Origin of the sequence: Duganella sp. SG902, from assembly GCF_013376005.1 — a bacterium.
Classification (GTDB): Bacteria; Pseudomonadota; Gammaproteobacteria; order Burkholderiales; family Burkholderiaceae_D; genus Rugamonas.
Genome location: NZ_JABMJK010000024.1, coordinates 14,857 through 32,518 on the forward strand (window position 1 = coordinate 14,857; position 17,662 = coordinate 32,518).

General features: G+C 64.9%; 13 protein-coding genes. 8 read left to right on the forward strand and 5 right to left on the reverse strand.

Annotation, left to right across the window (positions count from 1 at the left end):
• Positions 1-90 precede the first annotated feature (90 nt).
• Positions 91-1,005 carry a translation elongation factor Ts gene (tsf, locus tag FHW83_RS28805; RefSeq protein WP_176649799.1) on the reverse strand — a complete coding sequence of 305 codons (915 nt, stop codon included), beginning with the start codon at positions 1,003-1,005 and terminating at the stop codon, positions 91-93.
• A gap of 97 nt (positions 1,006-1,102) precedes the next feature.
• Entirely contained in the window at positions 1,103-1,855 is a 753-nt protein-coding gene (gene rpsB / locus FHW83_RS28810) for a 30S ribosomal protein S2 (protein WP_161013578.1), read from the reverse strand.
• A 359-nt stretch (positions 1,856-2,214) separates the two neighbouring features.
• On the opposite strand from rpsB, the gene FHW83_RS28815 reads away from it, so the two are divergent.
• The 8 genes from FHW83_RS28815 to FHW83_RS28850 all read left to right on the forward strand — a co-directional run bounded on the left by FHW83_RS28815 (position 2,215) and on the right by FHW83_RS28850 (position 13,805).
• Positions 2,215-2,997: an MHFG family PEP-CTERM protein gene (locus tag FHW83_RS28815; RefSeq protein ID WP_176649800.1), complete on the forward strand. Its 783-nt coding sequence runs from the start codon at positions 2,215-2,217 to the stop codon at positions 2,995-2,997.
• A gap of 134 nt (positions 2,998-3,131) precedes the next feature.
• Positions 3,132-3,953, forward strand: a complete 822-nt coding sequence (gene map, locus FHW83_RS28820) for a type I methionyl aminopeptidase (RefSeq protein ID WP_176649801.1) — start codon at positions 3,132-3,134, stop codon at positions 3,951-3,953.
• A gap of 18 nt (positions 3,954-3,971) precedes the next feature.
• Positions 3,972-6,539: a [protein-PII] uridylyltransferase gene (locus tag FHW83_RS28825; protein WP_176649802.1), complete on the forward strand. Its 2,568-nt coding sequence runs from the start codon at positions 3,972-3,974 to the stop codon at positions 6,537-6,539.
• 21 nt (positions 6,540-6,560) lie between these two features.
• On the forward strand, positions 6,561-7,310 hold the full coding sequence (locus FHW83_RS28830; protein ID WP_176649803.1) for a pseudouridine synthase: 750 nt from the start codon (positions 6,561-6,563) through the stop codon (positions 7,308-7,310).
• Between the two features lie 205 nt (positions 7,311-7,515).
• Positions 7,516-8,193 carry a flagellar brake protein gene (locus FHW83_RS28835; RefSeq protein WP_176649804.1) on the forward strand — a complete coding sequence of 226 codons (678 nt, stop codon included), beginning with the start codon at positions 7,516-7,518 and terminating at the stop codon, positions 8,191-8,193.
• A 58-nt stretch (positions 8,194-8,251) separates the two neighbouring features.
• Entirely contained in the window at positions 8,252-11,620 is a 3,369-nt protein-coding gene (locus tag FHW83_RS28840) for an ATP-binding protein (RefSeq protein ID WP_176649805.1), read from the forward strand.
• Complete coding sequence (locus FHW83_RS28845) at positions 11,604-12,506, forward strand: response regulator (RefSeq protein WP_176649806.1); 903 nt, start codon at positions 11,604-11,606, stop codon at positions 12,504-12,506. Before FHW83_RS28840 ends, FHW83_RS28845 begins: the two co-directional genes overlap by 17 nt.
• A gap of 33 nt (positions 12,507-12,539) precedes the next feature.
• A complete protein-coding gene (locus tag FHW83_RS28850) occupies positions 12,540-13,805 on the forward strand; it encodes a DUF445 family protein (protein ID WP_176649807.1) in 1,266 nt (421 codons plus the stop codon).
• Here FHW83_RS28850 and ctaD read toward each other — a convergent pair.
• Genes ctaD through FHW83_RS28865 form a run of 3 tightly spaced genes read right to left on the reverse strand, consistent with a single transcriptional unit; the run spans position 13,792 to position 17,584 of the window.
• On the reverse strand, positions 13,792-16,287 hold the full coding sequence (gene ctaD / locus FHW83_RS28855; RefSeq protein ID WP_176649808.1) for a cytochrome c oxidase subunit I: 2,496 nt from the start codon (positions 16,285-16,287) through the stop codon (positions 13,792-13,794). The two genes, FHW83_RS28850 and ctaD, sit on opposite strands and share 14 nt — an antisense overlap.
• Positions 16,284-17,228, reverse strand: coding sequence for a cytochrome c oxidase subunit II (locus FHW83_RS28860; protein WP_176649809.1), 945 nt, complete (start codon positions 17,226-17,228; stop codon positions 16,284-16,286). The genes ctaD and FHW83_RS28860 overlap by 4 nt, the downstream gene beginning before the upstream one ends.
• Complete coding sequence (locus tag FHW83_RS28865; protein WP_373997283.1) at positions 17,225-17,584, reverse strand: cytochrome c family protein; 360 nt, start codon at positions 17,582-17,584, stop codon at positions 17,225-17,227. The genes FHW83_RS28860 and FHW83_RS28865 overlap by 4 nt, the downstream gene beginning before the upstream one ends.
• Positions 17,585-17,662 lie beyond the last annotated feature (78 nt).

The window sequence follows — 17,662 nt, forward strand, 5'->3', positions numbered from 1 at the left end:
GGGGTTGAGTCTGCGGCGCTATGATACCTTGCCCGGCGCCGCGTCCTGCTGCGGGCTTAAAAAAACGGGCCTCTCGGCCCGTTTTCTTTATTACGCTCCTTTGGAGGCGGCCATCTGCGCGGCCACTTCAGCGGCGAAGTCGTCTACCTTCTTCTCGATACCCTCGCCCACCACGTACATGGTGAAGGCTTTCACGGTGGTCGATTTCTCTTTCAGCATCTGCTCGATCGATTGCTTGTCGTTCTTCACGAAAGCCTGGTTCAGCAGCGACACTTCCTTCAGGTACTTCTGCACCGAGCCTTCCAGGCGCTTGGCGACGATGTCGGCAGGCTGCACTGGCTTGCCAGCGGCCACGGCGGCGGCCGCGTCCTCGTCGGCCTTCAGTTTTGCCACCGAACGCTCTTTTTCGATCAGTTCGGCTGGAACCTGTTCCGACGACAGGGCGACCGGCTTCATCGCGGCGATGTGCATCGCCACGTCCTTGCCCACTTGCTCGTCGGCGCCGTCGAACTCAACCATCACGCCGATGCGGGTGCCGTGCAGGTACGACGCCAGCTTGGCGGTGGTTTCGAAACGCTGGAAGCGGCGGATGGTCATGTTCTCGCCGATCTTGCCGATCAGGGCGGAACGCACTTCGTCCAGGGTCTTGCCGTCGGCGGCCGGCAGGGCCAGCAGGGCTGCCACGTCGGCCGGGTTCTTTTCAGCCACCAGGCGGGCGGCGGTGTTGGCCAGGGCCAGGAAGTCGTCGTTTTTCGCGACGAAGTCGGTTTCCGAGTTCACTTCCACCAGGGCGCCCACGCCGCCGGCGATGTAGGTTGCCACCACGCCTTCAGCGGTGATGCGGCTGGCCGCCTTGCCGGCCTTGCCGCCCAGCTTGACGCGCAGGATCTCTTCCGCACGACCCATGTCGCCTTCGGCTTCGGTCAGTGCTTTTTTGCATTCCATCATTGGCGCGTCGGTTTTCGCGCGCAGTTCGCCTACCATTGCTGCAGTAATCGCTGCCATGTATTTCTCCTGTAATTCGGTATTCGGGGGTGGTGATGTTAAAAAAAAGGGGGAGCTGTTGGCCACCCCTTTTTTCCTTACAGCCTGCCAGGAACGATTAAGCCTGTTCGCTGACTTCGACGAATTCGTCGCCGGCTGCGGCTTTCACCAGCTCAACAACTTCTGCGCCAGCGGCCGAACGGCCTTCCAGGATCGCGTCTGCCACGCCGCGGGCGTACAGCGTGATGGCTTTCGACGAGTCGTCGTTACCTGGGATGACGTACTGCACGCCTTCTGGCGAGTGGTTGGTGTCGACCACGCCGATCACTGGGATGCCCAGCTTGGCGGCTTCGGTGATGGCGCCTTTGTGGTAGCCAACGTCAACGACGAAGATGGCGTCAGGAACGCCGCCCATGTCTTTGATGCCGCCGATCGATTTTTGCAGCTTGACGATTTCGCGTTGGAACATCAGCGCTTCTTTTTTCGACAGCTTCTCTACCGAACCGTCTTCCAGAGCGGCTTCCATGTCTTTCAGGCGCTTGATCGAGGTCTTGATGGTCTTGAAGTTGGTCAGCATGCCGCCCAGCCAACGCTGGTCAACATAAGGAACGCCTGCGCGCTGGGCTTCAGCAGCGATGATATCGCGTGCTTGACGCTTGGTGCCTACCATCAGGATGGTGCCACGGCTTGCGGCAACCTGCTTCACGTGCTTCATCGCCTCTTGATACATACCCATCGTCTTTTCCAGATTGATGATATGGATCTTGTTGCGGTGACCGAAGATGAACGGTGCCATCTTTGGGTTCCAGAAACGGGTTTGGTGACCGAAGTGGACACCGGCTTCCAGCATTTCGCGCATAGTTACGGACATAATTTACTCCAGGGTTAGTTCTGGAATCCGATCAGTCACCTCGGCGATTGCCTTGGCACCCTTGTCGACCGGATTCGCGTGTTTAAGATTAAGGAACACAACATTGCTTAAACCAAATTCAAGCAACCCGAGATTCTACCCTGAAAACAGCCACTTGGGCAAGCGTTTCCCTCTATGACGGCGCCCCGCCGATGCCCCGGACTGGTGCATGCAGGATGCTAGTGTTGCGCCACGGCGCGCCAAAGTAGTGCGCGGCATCAAATAATTCTCAGAGGCATACCGCACATGCAGAAAATGTAATATCATCGCGGACATAAAAGTTTTGATTTATTAATTTTCCGCCGGCCTGAAAGAACAATATGCCTTTACTGCTCGCTGTGACACTTGCCGCCGCCACCGTGCAACCCGCATGTTCGTGGGACAATCCGGGGCATAATCCCTACACCGGCGGGGCCGCCGCCGCCATCGACCGCTACACCGACATTCCGGAAGCCGTGCGCAGCACGCTGAAGCGCCGCCTGGAAGAAGGCCAGTCGGACGACAAGGTCAGCATCACCCGCGACAACATCGCCGGCAAGTACCAGTACAACCCCGCCATCCGCGACATGCACTTCGGCAAGTCGTCGGTGTGCGCCACCGTCACCCGCGACAAATGGGCCGAGAGCCGCATCGAGCCGGGCGCCGTGTACTGCGTCGACCAGCACTGCATCCTGGTGCCGCGCATTTGCGGCAACGTCAGCCGCATCACCCGCAAGGCGGCCGCCGCCGCGACCGCCGCCGCGCCGGAGAAGAAGGAAGAAGGCCGCGAGCTCCACATTCCGGCCGAACTGGCCGATCTGGGCCTGGCGGACCCGGGCATGATGGACGACAACATGCTCAGCCCCGAGGAACTGGCCAAGCGCCGCGCCGCCACCCAGCGCGCGCTGGCAGCCATGGGCGGCGACCTGGAGGCCGAACTACTGGGCAACCCCGACGACAGCGACATCACCCGCCTCCGCACCGGCGTGTTCACCGGCCGCGGCGAGGACGAGCCCGCGCCGGCCGCCCCGGTGCCGGAAGCCGACACCTGGGCCATGCTGCTGGCCGGCCTCGGCCTGGTGGGCTGGCAGGCGCGCCGCCGCGCCCGCAAGGCCGCCCGGTAAGCTTGGCGGCGCCAGCCGCACGACTGCCCCGCTGTCGTTTATAATTTCGACATATTGCACGCCACGCCGCCCCGCTCCTCAACGAGCTGCGCGCCGGGCGTGTTCACCGTTTACCTAGCTGATTGCGATCCAATATGTCTATTTCCATCAAAACCGCCGAAGATATCGAAGGCATGCGCATCGCCGGCCGCCTCGGCTCCGAGGTGCTGGACTACATCACCCCCTTCGTCAAGCCCGGCGTCACCACCGGCGAACTGGATCGCCTGTGCCACGAATACATGGTCAACGTGCAGGGCACCATCCCGGCGCCGCTGAACTACTGCCCGCCCGGCTACACGCCCTACCCCAAGGCCATCTGCACCTCGGTCAACGACGTGATCTGCCATGGCATTCCCGGCGACAAAGTGCTGAAAAACGGCGACGTCGTCAACCTCGACATCACCGTCATCAAGGACGGCTACCACGGCGACAACAGCCGCATGTTCTTCATCGGCGAGCCGTCGATCCTGGCCAAGCGCCTGTCGGAAGTGACCTATGAGTGCATGTGGCTGGGCATCCAGCAGGTCAAGCCGGGCGCCTTCCTGGGCGACATCGGCCACGCCATCCAGCAGCACGCCGAAAAGGCCGGCTACAGCGTGGTGCGCGAATTCTGCGGCCACGGCATCGGCAAGGTGTTCCACGAGGAGCCGCAGGTGCTGCACTATGGCCGCCCCGGCACCGGCGTCAAGCTGGAGGCCGGCATGATCTTCACCATCGAGCCGATGATCAACGCCGGCCGCCGCGAAATCCGCGAGATGGGCGACGGCTGGACCATCAAGACCAAGGACCGCAGCCTGTCGGCCCAGTGGGAACACATGATCCTGGTGACCGAGACCGGCTACGAGGTGCTGACGCTGTCGGCCGGCAGCCCGCCGCCGCCGGCGTTCATCACTGGCGGCGCCGCCAAGGCAGCGTAAGCCGTGAACGCGGCCGTGATGAAGAAGGAACTGCGCGAGCAGCTCAAGCGCCAGCTGAAGGCCGACCGCCAGGTCGTGATCGCCGCCTTCAAGGAGGATGGCAAGCCGGAAAAGCTGCTGCGCAGCCTGCGCCAGACGGTGGACGCGGTGCTGTGCACGGCCTGGCACGCGGCCGGCCTGCCGGACAGCACGGCGCTGGTGGGCGTGGGCGGCTACGGCCGCGGCGAACTGTTCCCCTATTCCGACGTCGACCTGCTGATCCTGCTGGAGCGGGCGCCGGACGCCGACACCACGGCCAAGCTCGAGGAGCTGGTGCAACTGCTGTGGGACCTGGGGCTGGAGATCGGCCACAGCATCCGCACGGTGGACGAGTGCCTGAGCGAGTCGGCGGCCGACATCACGGTCCAGACCAGTCTGCTGGAGGCGCGCCTGATCTGCGGCGACCAGCAGCTGTTCCAGCAACTGGAAACGCGCTACGCGGCCGCCATGGACCCGCGCGCCTTCTTCCACGCCAAGGTGCTGGAGATGAAGCAGCGCCACGCCAAGTACGAGGACACCGCCTTCAGCCTGGAGCCGAACTGCAAGGAAAGCCCGGGCGGCCTGCGCGACCTGCAGGTGATCCTGTGGCTGGTGAAGGCGGCCGGGCTGGCCAATTCCTGGCGCACCCTGGCCACCAGCGGCCTGATCACGCAGACCGAGGCCAAGCAGCTGATGGAAAAGGAGCGCGCCTTCAAGGACATCCGCGTGCGCCTGCACCTGCACGCCGGCCGGCGCGAGGACCGGCTGGTGTTCGACGTCCAGACCGCCATCGCCGAGTCGCTGGGCCTGCAGGCCACCGGCAGTGGCGTGCACATGCGCCGCGCCAGCGAATACCTGATGCAGCGCTACTACTGGGCCGCCAAGACGGTGACCCAGCTCAACACCATCCTGCTGCAGAACATCGAGGAGCGGCTGTTCCCGCAATCGGGCGCGGCGGTGCGCATCAACGAGCGCTTCAACGACGTCAACGGCCTGATCGACATCGCCGAGGACGACACCTTCGAGAAAACCCCGTCGGCCATGCTGGAAATCTTCCTGCTGATGACCGAGCGGCCGTCGATCAAGGGCATGACCGCGCGCGCCACCCGCGCGCTGTGGCACGAGCGCTTCCAGATCGACGCCGCGTTCCGCGCCGATCCGGTCAACCGTTCGCTGTTCCTGCGCATCATGCAGGCGCCGGTGGGCATCATCCACGCGCTGCGCCGCATGAACGACCTGTCGATCCTGGGCCGCTACCTGCCCAACTTCCGCAAGATCGTCGGCCAGATGCAGCACGATCTGTTCCACGTCTACACGGTCGACCAGCACATCCTGATGGTGGTGCGCAATATGCGCCGCTTCACCATGGCCGAGCACGCGCACGAATATCCGTTCTGCAGCCAGCTGATGGCCAATTTCGCGCAGCCGTGGGTGCTGTTCCTGGCCGCGCTGTTCCATGACATCGCCAAGGGCCGCGGCGGCGACCACTCCGAGCTCGGCATGGCCGACGCCGAACAGTTCTGCCGCGACCACGGCATGAGCGAGGAGGACACCGAGCTGGTCGTGTTCCTGGTCGGCAACCACCTGACCATGTCGCAAGTGGCGCAGAAGCAGGACTTGTCCGATCCGGACGTGATCCAGGCCTTCGCCAAGGTGGTGGGCGACGAGCGCCACCTGACCGGCCTGTACCTGCTGACCGTGGCCGACATCCGCGGCACCAGCCCGAAGGTCTGGAACGCCTGGAAGGCCAAGCTGCTGGAAGACCTGTACAAGATCACCCTGCGCGTGCTGGGCGGCGAGGAGCACAGCGCCGACAACGAACTGCGCAACCGCCAGCAGGAGGCGCTGGCCACGCTGCGCCTGTACGGCCTGGCGCCGGACGCGCACGAGGCGTTCTGGAAGCAGCTGGACGTGGCCTACTTCCTGCGCCACGACGCCTCCGACATCGCCTGGCAGACGCGCGCCCTGTACGAGCGCTTCAACAGCGAGCAGCCGGTGGTCAAGTGCCGCCTGGCGCCGATCGGCGAGGGCTTGCAGATCGCGGTCTACATCAAGGATCAGCCGGACCTGTTCGCGCGCATCTGCAGCTATTTCGACCGCAAGAACTTCTCCATCCTCGACGCCAAGATCCACACCACGCGCCACGGCTACGCGCTGGACACCTTCCTGGTCACCGAGCAGAACTTCGCCAAGAGCTACCGCGACATCATCAGCCTGATCGAGCACGAGCTGTGCGGCCTGCTGACCTCGCCCGAGCCGCTGCCGCCGCCCGGAAAGGGCCGGCTGTCACGGCTGTCGCGCACCTTCCCGATCCAGCCGACGGTGGACCTGCGCCCGGACGAGCGCGGCCAGTACTACCTGCTGTCGGTGGCCGCCAACGACCGCACCGGCCTGCTGTACTCGATCGCCAACGTGCTGACCAAGTACAAGATCAACCTGCACACCGCCAAGGTCATGACGCTGGGCGAGCGCGTGGAGGACGTGTTCCTGATCGACGGCGCCGCCCTGTCCAACGCGCGCAACCAGATCCAGCTGGAGACCGACCTGCTGGACGCCATCAAGGTTTAACCTGTTTTAAAGAGTTGAGAAATGCCTGAAGAATTACTCCGCCTGTCCAAACGCATGTCCGAACTGGGCCTGTGCTCGCGCCGCGAGGCCGACGAATGGATCGCGCGCGGCTGGGTCCGGGTCGACGGCAAGGTCGTCAACGAACTGGGCACCAAGATTTACCCGAGCCAGAAGGTCACCGTGGAGCGCCAGGCCGCCGCCGAGCAGTCCAAGCGCGTGACCATCCTGATCAACAAGCCGATGGGCTACGTCTCCGGCCAGGCCGAGGACGGCTACCAGCCGGCCGTGGCCCTGATCAAGCCGGAAAACCGCTGGCCGGACGATCCGTCGCCGGAACAGTTCCACCCCACCCAGCTGCGTTCGCTGGTCCCGGCTGGCCGCCTGGACATCGACTCGGTCGGCCTGCTGGTGCTGACCCAGGATGGCCGCGTGGCCAAGCACCTGATCGGCGAGACCACCGAGGTCGACAAGGAGTACCTGGTGCGCGTCGAGTACACCAGGCCCGGCAAGCTGCCCGACAGCGACCTGAAAAAGCTCAACCACGGCCTGTGGATGGACGGCAAGCCGCTGCTGCCGGCCAAGGTGCGCTGGCAGAACGACGACCAATTGAGCTTCACGCTGAAGGAAGGCAAGAAGCGCCAGATCCGCCGCATGTGCGAAATGGTGGGCTTGAAAGTCGTCGGCTTGAAGCGCGTGCGCATCGGCAAAGTCAAACTGGGCGACCTGCCGGTGGGCCAATGGCGCTATTTGCGCCCGGATGAGCGCTTCTGAACCACACGACGAGAAAATTCTTGCTATTTTGCAAGCCAAAAAGTTGAATCCGCTGTAAACTGCGTAGATCGACCTCGCATTGCAGAAGTCATTATCAAAGAGATATGCCGTCGTGAACGATCCAATACCAAATGAATTTCGCCGCGGGCCCCCCACCCTAAAAGATGCTGTGGAGCCCATCGCGACGGGTTCGAATCCCCATGACATGACCGATGAACATGACATCGGTGATGCCCTGACCCTGCTCGCGGAATCCGGCGAGGCGGTGTCGATCTACCCCTCGTCCGCCACCAACGTGGTGATGGCGCGGATCAAGTCGGTCGATCCGAAAGACCCCTATTTCGTGCTGGAGCTGAACGAGGGCGAGTTCCTGCCGCCCGGCGAGGCCACATTTGTCGCCTGGCTGCGCTCGGCCAAGCTGCAATTCAAGCTGAGTTCGGAGACCTGGGCCTCGCTGCCGGAGCAGCCCACCCTGCTCAACCTGGAATTCCCGCTCAAGTGCCAGGTGCTGAACCGCCGCTCCTCGGTGCGGCTGGAAACGCCGCTGGGCGTGTACTACATGGCTTCCTTCGTCCTCAACGGCAAGCCGTACGAGCTGCAGCTGTACGATTTTTCCGCCGGCGGCGTCGGCATGCGCGCCGCCCCGCGCGACGCGGTCGGCCTGCACGTGGGGCGCAAGCTGCAGCGCGTGCGGCTGGAGCTGGGGCCGGAGTCGGTGATGATCGCCGACCTGGAAGTCCGCCTGTCGCGCACCTTCCGCTCCTTCCTGCTGGGCGAACAGGTGCAGATCGGCTGCCGGTTCACCAACCTGTCCCCCGCCATGGAAGAGGAACTCAAGCGCCTGCTCGACAAGCTGAACGCCGGCAAGCAGCGCTTCGGCTAGATCGCGGCATAGGCATGTTATTTGCTTAAAAAGCAGCTAGTTCACTAGCTGCTTTTTTATGACCACGACACAGCGCATCGTCAAAATACGGCGCGATTACAACACTTGGGTGGCCAACGAGACCATCGAGGACTATGCCCTGCGCTACACGCCGCGCGCGTTCCGGCGCTGGTCGGTGTTTCGGGTCTCGAACACGGCGTTCGGCGCGATCTCCTTCCTGGTGCTGGAAGCCATCGGCGGCACCATCACCGTCAACTACGGCTTCATCAACGCGCTGTGGGCCATCATGGCGGTCGGCCTGATCATCTTCCTCACCGGCCTGCCGATCAGCTACTACGCCGCCCGCTACGGCGTCGACATGGACCTGCTGACGCGCGGCGCCGGCTTCGGCTACATCGGCTCGACCATCTCGTCGTTCGTGTACGCCTCGTTCACCTTCATCCTGTTCGCGCTGGAGGCGGCCATCATGGCCTACGCGCTGGAGCTGTATTTCGGCCTGCCGCTATGGCTGGGCTACATGGTGAGCGCGCTGATCGTGGTGCCGCTGGTGACGCACGGCGTCACGCTGATCTCGCGTATCCAGATGGTGACGCAGCCGGTGTGGCTGATCCTCATGGCCCTGCCCTTCATCGCGATTTTCTACAAGCGCCCGGAACTGCCGGCGCAGCTGCTGGACTACGCGGGCCGCGACGGCACCCACGGCCACTTCAATGTGCTGATGTTCGGCGCGGCGACGGCGGTGGGCGTGGCGCTGATCACGCAGATCGGCGAGCAGGTCGACTTCCTGCGCTTCATGCCGCAGCAGACGCGCGAGAACCGGCTGCGCTGGCACTTCGGCGTGCTGATGGCGGGACCGGGCTGGATCCTGCTCGGCATCGCCAAGATGCTGGGCGGCGCGCTGCTGGCGTGGCTGGCCATCAGCAGCGCCATGCCGCTGGAGCAGGCGGTCAATCCCACCCATATGTACCTGGCCGGCTTCGGCCTGGTGTTCGAGCAGCCGCACATCGCGCTGGCCGCGACCGCGCTGCTGGTGGTGGTGTCGCAGGTGAAGATCAACATGACCAACGCCTACGCCGGCTCGCTGGCGTGGTCGAACTTCTTCGCGCGCCTCACGCACAGCCATCCGGGCCGCGTGGTGTGGGCCGTGTTCAACGCGCTGATCGCGGTGCTGCTGATGGAGCTGGACGTGTTCCAGGCGCTGGACCAGGTGCTGGGCCTGTACTCCAACATCGCCATCTCGTGGATCACGGCGGTGGTGGCGGACCTGGTCATCAACAAGCCGCTGGGACTGAGCCCCAAAGGCATCGAGTTCCGCCGCGCCTACCTGTACGACATCAACCCGGTCGGCGTGGGTGCCATGCTGCTGGCGTCGGCGTTGTCGGTGGCCGCGTTCATGGGCATGTTCGGCGCGCAGGCGCAGGCTTTCTCCGCCTTCATCGCGCTGCTGACGGCGCTGGTGGCGTCGCCGCTGATCGCCGTGGCCACCCGTGGCAAATACTACGTCGCGCGGCAGCCGGAACATGTGCACAGCAAGACCTGCGTGATCTGCGAAAAGGAGTACGAGGCGGACGACATGGCGCACTGCCCCGCCTACCAGGGCTCGATCTGCTCCCTGTGCTGCTGCCTCGACGCCCGCTGCAACGACACCTGCAAGCCGCACGCACGCGTGGCCGTGCAGTGGCAGGAGGCGATGCGCGCGCTGCTGCCGCAATCGCTGTGGCGCTACCTGAGCGGAGGTCTGGGACACTACCTGTTGCTGATGATCGTGACCGTGCTGTCGCTCGGGGCGCTGCTTGGGCTGATCTACTACCACGAACAATCGGTACTGCCGGATGCGGCGCTGCTGCCGCAGCTGCAGCTGGTGTTCTTCAAGATCTTCGCGGCGCTGCTGCTGTTGAGCGGGATCGTGGCCTGGTGGCTGGTGCTGACCAGCGAAAGCCGCCGCGTGGCGCAGGAGGAATCGAACCGCCAGACCGGCCTGCTGACGCGCGAGATCGAACTGCACCAGCAAACCGACGCCCAGCTGCAGCAGGCCAAGCAGGCCGCCGACCTGGCCAACCAGGCCAAGAGCCGCTACATCGCCGGCATCAGCCACGAGATCCGCACGCCGCTCAATTCCATCCTCGGCTACGCGCAGCTGCTGGACAACGACCCGGCGATTCCGGCGCATCGCCAGCAGGCCGTGCGCGTGATCCGCAACAGTGGCGAGCATTTGCTGTCGCTGATCGAGGGCACGCTCGATATCGCCCGCATCGAGAGCGGCAAGCTGAAATTCGACATGAAGGAGCTGGACTTCCCCGACTTCATCGGCCAGGTGGTGCGCATGTTCGAGCTGCAGGCGGCCAACAAGGGCCTGAGTTTCCGCTACGAGCTGACCGGCGCCCTGCCCCATTGCGTGCGCGCCGACCGCAAGCGGCTGGGGCAGATCCTCATCAACATCCTCGGCAACGCGGTCAAGTTCACCAGCCACGGCGGCATCGTCATGCGCTTGCAGTATGCGCGCGAGATGGCCTCGTTTGAAATCGAAGACACCGGCCCCGGCATCCTGCAGGAAGAGATAGACCACATCTTCGAACCGTTCTCGCGCGGCAGCGCCAGCGCGCACGCCAACGCCAGCGGCACCGGCCTTGGCCTGCCGATCGCCCGCATGCTGACGCAGTTGATGGGCGGCGAGCTCAAAGTCCGCAGTTCGCCGCGTGGCAGCGTATTCCATGTGCGGCTGTTCCTGCCCAGCGTCCATGGGCGCGATGGCGGAACCGGCGCCGGCCCGCGCCGCGGCGAGGCGCCGCAACGCACCGGCTACCGCGGCCCGCGCCGCCGCATCCTGGTGGTCGACAACGAACGCGTGGACCGCGAGCTGCTGCTCAACATCCTGTCGCCGCTGGGCTTTGAGGTGGCGCAGGCGGAGTCCGGGCTGGAATGCCTGGACCTCTACACCAGCTTCAAGCCGGACCTGATCCTGATGGACCTCGCCATGCCCGGCATGGATGGCTGGGAAGCCAGCTACATCCTGCGCCGGCGCGAGATGTCGGTGACGCCGATCGCCATCGTCTCCGCCAACGCCTTCGACAAAGGCATGGAAAACCCGGCCGCCATCCGCGCCGAGGATTTCTTCGTCAAGCCGGTGAATGTGACGGAACTGCTGGACTGGATCGGCGCCCGCCTGGCGCTGGAGTGGACCACGCAGGCCGCGCCACCCGCGCCAGCCGCCGCGCCGCCGGCGGCGCTGGTCTTCCCGCCGGACGACGTCATGGCCGCGCTGCGCGAGCTGATACGGGTCGGCTATGTGCGCGGCATCCAGAAAAAACTCGACGAGATAGAACCGCACTACCCGCAATTCACCCACACCATGCGCAACTTTGCCACCCGCTTCCAGCTGGACGCGATGGCCGATTTTGTGAAAGAGAACAATGAACTTCAACAGTGAATCCAGCATCGTGCTGGTGGTGGACGACATCCCTGAAAACCTCGCCGTGCTACACGACGCGCTCGACGAATCCGGCTACACCGTGCTGGTGGCGAACAACGGCGAGACGGCGCTGGTCCGCGCCGCCGAGGCGCAGCCGCACATCATCCTGCTGGACGCCGTCATGCCCGGCATGGACGGCTTCGACACCTGCCGCCACCTGAAAGCCAACCTCGCCACCCGCCACATCCCGGTGATCTTCATGACCGGCCTGACCGAGGCGGAGCACGTGGTGGCGGCGTTCGACGCCGGCGGCAACGACTACGTCACCAAGCCGCTGCGCACCAGCGAAGTGTTGGCGCGCATCGCCGCGCACATGCAGACCGCGCGCCTGATGGACCAGGCCCGCACCGCGCTGGACGCCTTCGGCAACGCCGTCATCGCCATGACGCCGCGCGACGGCAAGATCGTCTGGCAAACGCCGCTCGCGCGCACGCTGATGCAGGGTTACGCGGCCGACACCGAGCTGCCTGCATGGTTGCAAGCGACCCAGTTGGCGCACAGCCAGGGCCAGTCGCATCCGCCATTGACACTGGTGCGCGGCAGCCGGCGGCTGGTGTTCTCGGCGGCGGAGTTCAGCGAAAACGAACAGTGGATGATCGTGCTGCGCGAGGAGTCGGACACCGCGCAGATCGAAAAGCTGATGGCGACTTTCAAACTGACGCAGCGCGAATCCGAGGTCCTGAACTGGGTCATCAAGGGCAAGACCAACCGTGACATCGGCGACATTCTCGGCACCAGCCCGCGCACCGTCAACAAGCATCTGGAACACGTGTTCGTCAAGCTGGGGGTGGAAACCCGCACCTCGGCGGCCTCCGTCGCGTTGGCGAAAATGGAGCGTTCCTGAGCGATTTGTCTTACACTTGGTCGTATGGCGAATATGACCAAAGAAGATGAACTGAGACGCTCCAAATTGCTGGCGCTGGCGCTGCTGGCGAGTGCTTGCGCGTTGTTTGTCGTCACCTCGCTGATGCCGCGCGGCTTCTGGACCGACGGCTTGCGCGCCGTGTCGGAGGCCGCCATGGTGGGCGCCCTGGCCGACTGGTTCGCCGTGGTGGCGTTGTTCCGCCGGGTGCCGATTCCGTTCGTGTCGCGCCATACCGCCATCATCCCCAACAACAAGGACCGCATCGCCGACAACCTGGCGGACTTCGTGGAGGACAAATTCCTCAAGCCGGAATCGCTGGCCGCCGTCATCCTGAAAACCGATCCCGCCACCAACGTGGCCGAATGGCTGAAGGAACCAGCCAACCGTGCCTACCTCGCCGCCCATCTGGCGAAGCTGGTGCCGGAAATCCTCGCCACCGCCGACGACGACCGCATCCAGCAACTGCTGAAGGATGCGCTGCACGCCGCCATCGGCAAGCTCGATATGGCGCCAGCGTTGGGCACCGTGATCGGCAGCCTGACCAAGGAGGGCCGCCACCAGGAACTGCTGGACGATGGCATGCGCGCCCTGATCGGCATCCTCAACCGCCCCACCACACGCCAGTTGATGGCCGAGCTGATTACCTCATGGCTCAAGCGCGAGCACGCGGCCATGGAGCTGGTGCTGCCCACCGAGTGGATCAGCGAGAACGGCGCCGTCATGATCGCCAATACGCTCAACAACATCATGGAAAACATCGCCGCCGACAAGGACCACAAGCTGCGCCATCGTTTTGACGAGATGGTGCAGACCTTCGTGGTGCGGCTGCAAACCGATCCGGCCTTCATCGCCAAGGGCGAGGAGTTCAAGCGCTACCTGCGCGACAGCGAGACCTTCAACCGTTACAGCCACGACTTGTGGTCCAGTGTGCGCGACTGGATCCGGGCCGACATCGCCGCCGAGGACTCGCGTCTCAGCGCCGGCGTCACCAAGGCCGGCGCGTGGCTCAGCGAGGAACTGCTGGCGCACCCCGAGATGCGCGCCTCGCTCAACCAGCACCTGGCCGGCATGGCGCGCACGCTGGCTCCGGCCTTCTCGAGCTTCCTGACGCGCCACATCAGCGACACCGTCAAGGCCTGGGACAACAAGGACATGTCGCGCCAGATCGAACTCAATATCGGCAAGGATCTGCAATTCATCCGCGTCAATGGGACGCTGGTGGGCGCCATGGTGGGTCTGTTCCTGTATCTGCTCAGCGCGGCGGTCACCCTGCTGTGATGCGGATGGCGGCCGCCAGGCAGAACGCCTGCAGCGTGGTGTAGTGCCAGATCAGCGTGCAGTTATCCAGCGTGGCGCGGTTCAATTCCGTGAGCCGGCCGCTCCAGGAGCGCAGCCACAGGTAGGCAGCCAGTATCGCCAGCAGCACCGCGTGCAGGCCTTGATAGGCCAGCATCACCGCCACGGAGGCGCCCCATGCCGTGCCCACCGTGTCAAGCCGCGCCGCGATCCAGCTGCCGGTGTCTAGCCCCACACCCGCCAGCATGCAGCATAACGCCAGCGCGAACGCGCATCGCTGCCAGCCATGCGCCGCTTGCCGTCGCGCCCATGCCATCAGCAGCGATCCCGCCAGCAGCAGGCCGCATGCGGACCAGCTCCACACGGCCGCAGGCAGCGCCGCGCCGGGCGGCGGGCAAATGTCCAGCCGCATCGCGGTGTGAATGTGCGTGAAGACGAACGATGCGAACACGGTGGCGTCCACCACCAGCATGATGACGGTGGCCCACAATGAATGCGAGCGCAGGCCGCTGGCGCCTACCGGCAGCGTCACGCCGTCCGCCACACGCGCGCTGCGCATTCGCCGCGGGCCAGGCAGGCTGTCGGACTGCCACATCCACGCCAGCACGGACCCGATGGCGACCAGGCCGCACAACCACGCGATGATTGTCATGTGTATCGTCAGCAGCAGGAAGAAACCGGCCGTGCCCAGGGCGGCGGCCAGCGGCCACCAGCTGTCGCCGGGCAGCACCTGCAGGTACAGCGGCCTGGCCTGCACGGGGCTGGTGACGATGGTTTCGCGCCGTCCTGTCACGGAGCCTGGCAGCCAGTGCGCGCCGGCCCGCACCTGTTCCGGGAGTTGCGGGTCCTCCCACAGCGGTTCGCGCGAGCGCACGTCGGGGATGCTGCGCGTCGCATAGTCCTCGGCCGGGATCCACTCCAGCGTGCCGGCGCGCCATGGATTGCCATGTTCGCGCTTCGGCCGCCACAAGGTGCGCGCCGCGTCGAACACGAACAGCAGCACGCCCAGCGCGAGCACCAGCGCGCCGATGCTGGACGCCAGGTTCAACCCATCCCAACCCATATCCGGCCCGTAGGTGTAGACCCGGCGCGGCATGCCGAGCAGGCCGCTGATGTGCATCGGGAAGAAGGCCAGGTTCATGCCAATAAACATCAGACCGAAGATCCAGCGCGCCAGCGCTTCCGACAGCCGGTGGCCGTTCACCAGCGGCAGCCAGTAATACAGGGCGGCGAACATCGGGAACACCAATCCGCCGATCAGCACATAGTGCAGGTGCGCGACGATGAAATAGCTGTCGTGCGCCTGCCAGTCGAACGGCAGCACCGCCACCATCACGCCGGTCAGGCCGCCTAGCACGAAGATGAACAGGAAGCCGAGCACGAACAGCATCGGCGCATTCAGGCGCACCTGCCCACGCCATATCGTGGCGATCCACGCGAACACCTGCAGCGCGGTCGGTATCGCCACGATCATGCTGGCGGCCGAGACCAGTGTGGACGACCACAGGCTGAGCCCCGCCGTGAACATATGGTGCGCCCACAACGCGAAGCTCACAACGCCCACGGCGCCAAGCGCCATCACCACCGGGCGATAACCTACCAATGGCGTGCCGGCCAAGGTTGGAATCATCATCGACACCATGCCGGCCGCCGGCAGGAAGATGATGTACACCTCCGGGTGGCCGAAGAACCAGAACAAGTGCTGCCACAAGACCGGATCGCCGCCGCGCGCCGCGATGAAGAACGGCCAGTCGTAAGCCCGCTCCAGTTCCAGCAGCGTGGTGCCGGCGATGATGGCCGGGAAGGCAAACACGATCATCAGCGCGATGACCAGCATGGCCCACGCATACACCGGCATGCGGCCCAGCGTCATGCCGGGGGCGCGCGTGAACAGGATGCCTACGATCAGCTCAATCGCGCCGGCGATCGCGGAGATTTCGATAAAGCCTATCCCCAGCAGCCAGAAATCGGCGTTGATGCCGGGCGAATGCTCCTTGCCGGTCAACGGCGGATACATGAACCAGCCGCCATCCGGGGCCAGGCCAGCGAACAAACTGAGAAAGAAACCGATGCCGCCGGCGGCGTAAGCCCAGTAGGCGTAGGCGGACAAACGCGGAAACGGCAGGTCGCGCGCGCCCAGCATGGCGGGCAGCAGGAAGACCGAGATCGCCTCCACCACCGGGATCGCGAACAGGAACATCATCACCGTGCCGTGCATGGTGAAGACCTGGTTGTAGACGCCCGCGCTGAGGAAGCCGTTGTCCGGCAACGCCAGCTGCACGCGGAGCAGCAAGCCGAGTATCCCGGCCAGCACGAAGAACAGCAGCGCGGTGCCGATGTACAGCAGGCCGATGGTCGAGTTATTGACGGTGGTGAGGAAGCGCCATCCACGCGGCGTGCGCCAGACGCGCTCCAGCTCTTCCAGTTCGCCTTCAGGACGCGGCAGGGAGCTGGGTGTGCTCATTTCAGTTGCTCCAGATAGGCCGCCAACGCCCGCAGATCCGAACGCGAAAGGTCTGCGCTGGCCGGCATGCGCACACCGGGCTTGATCGTGTGCGGATCGGCGATCCAAGCCTCCAGCGCGCCACGCTCATTGCGCCGCGCGCCCGCGCCGAGATAGAGGCGGCCACCCACGTGTGTCAGGTCCGGTCCCAAGCCTCCGGCGACAGCGTTCGCAGGCCCGTCGCCGCGGATGACGTGGCAGGCGGCACAGCGCTGCCGCTCGAACACACGCCGGCCCGCCGCGGCCAGGCTGTCCGCAGCCGGCGGCGGGCTGGCTGCCTTCCCTTGCCACGCCAGCCATGCTGCGAATTCCGGCGCGTCCTGCGCCACCACGTGCAGCGCCATCTGCGCATGCTGCTGCCCGCAATACTCCGCGCACTGGGCGCGGTACACGCCGGCGCGATCAGCCTGCAGCGTCATGCCGTGCACGCGGCCCGGCACCATGTCCACCTTGCCCGCCAGCGCCGGCACCCAGAAACTGTGGATCACATCCGCGCTGATCAAGCCCAGATACACGGGCTGGCCGACCGGCAGCCGTATTTCGTTGGCCAGCACGATATCCGGTCCGCCCGCCGGATCGGTGTAGCGCACCTCCCACCACCACATCCTCGCCACCACCGCGATCTTCACCGCATGCCGCGACGACGGCATGCTCAGTTGCGCACTGCGGAAGGTCGAAAACGCGAGCAGCGCGGACAGCACCAGCACCGGCAACGCGATACCGCCGCCCCACAACCACCAGCGCGCATGCACCACGCGGCGGCCGCGCAAACCCATCACGCACAACACCATCACGCCGATAAAAATCACCGAGGCGCCGCCGGTCAGCACCCACGCCAGCTGCGCGATCACCTCGGCGTCCGGCCCGGCCGGGTGCAACGCGGATTGCTGGGGGTTCGTCATGGCAGCGCGTACAGGTAGGCCGCCATGTGGCGCGCATCTTCCGCCGACACACCCATCGCCGGCATGCTGGTGCCCGGCTTCATGGACGGCGGATCGATCAGCCAGCGCTCCAGCGCTTGCGGCGTGTTCGGCACGCTGCCGGCGATGTAGCTGCGCCGGCCAAAACCGTCGAGCGGCGGCCCAAGCTGCCCGCGTGCGGACGCCACGCCGGCAATCTGGTGGCAGGTCCCGCATTGGTACTGCGCCAGCAACAACTGCCCGCGCCGCGCATCACCTCCCGCCACGCGCGCGGGCGCCAGAGCGCCGCTGTCGCAAGCGGCCAGCCATGCCAGCGGTAGGAGGAAGAGGATGCGCACGATTGAGAACCCGCCTTAGCCTGAGGTCTCGATATACTATAAGAATCACAATATTCTTGTCGCTTCAACAGGACGCAG

What these genes read in the sequence shown, in the direction of transcription:
- tsf (WP_176649799.1), bottom strand. Translation starts at nt 1,005, where the DNA reads ATGGCAGCGATTACTGCAGCAATGGTAGGCGAACTGCGCGCGAAAACC.
- rpsB (WP_161013578.1), bottom strand. Translation starts at nt 1,855, where the DNA reads ATGTCCGTAACTATGCGCGAAATGCTGGAAGCCGGTGTCCACTTCGGT.
- FHW83_RS28815 (WP_176649800.1), top strand. Translation starts at nt 2,215, where the DNA reads ATGCCTTTACTGCTCGCTGTGACACTTGCCGCCGCCACCGTGCAACCC.
- map (WP_176649801.1), top strand. Translation starts at nt 3,132, where the DNA reads ATGTCTATTTCCATCAAAACCGCCGAAGATATCGAAGGCATGCGCATC.
- FHW83_RS28825 (WP_176649802.1), top strand. Translation starts at nt 3,972, where the DNA reads ATGAAGAAGGAACTGCGCGAGCAGCTCAAGCGCCAGCTGAAGGCCGAC.
- FHW83_RS28830 (WP_176649803.1), top strand. Translation starts at nt 6,561, where the DNA reads ATGCCTGAAGAATTACTCCGCCTGTCCAAACGCATGTCCGAACTGGGC.
- FHW83_RS28835 (WP_176649804.1), top strand. Translation starts at nt 7,516, where the DNA reads ATGACCGATGAACATGACATCGGTGATGCCCTGACCCTGCTCGCGGAA.
- FHW83_RS28840 (WP_176649805.1), top strand. Translation starts at nt 8,252, where the DNA reads ATGACCACGACACAGCGCATCGTCAAAATACGGCGCGATTACAACACT.
- FHW83_RS28845 (WP_176649806.1), top strand. Translation starts at nt 11,604, where the DNA reads ATGAACTTCAACAGTGAATCCAGCATCGTGCTGGTGGTGGACGACATC.
- FHW83_RS28850 (WP_176649807.1), top strand. Translation starts at nt 12,540, where the DNA reads ATGACCAAAGAAGATGAACTGAGACGCTCCAAATTGCTGGCGCTGGCG.
- ctaD (WP_176649808.1), bottom strand. Translation starts at nt 16,287, where the DNA reads ATGAGCACACCCAGCTCCCTGCCGCGTCCTGAAGGCGAACTGGAAGAG.
- FHW83_RS28860 (WP_176649809.1), bottom strand. Translation starts at nt 17,228, where the DNA reads ATGACGAACCCCCAGCAATCCGCGTTGCACCCGGCCGGGCCGGACGCC.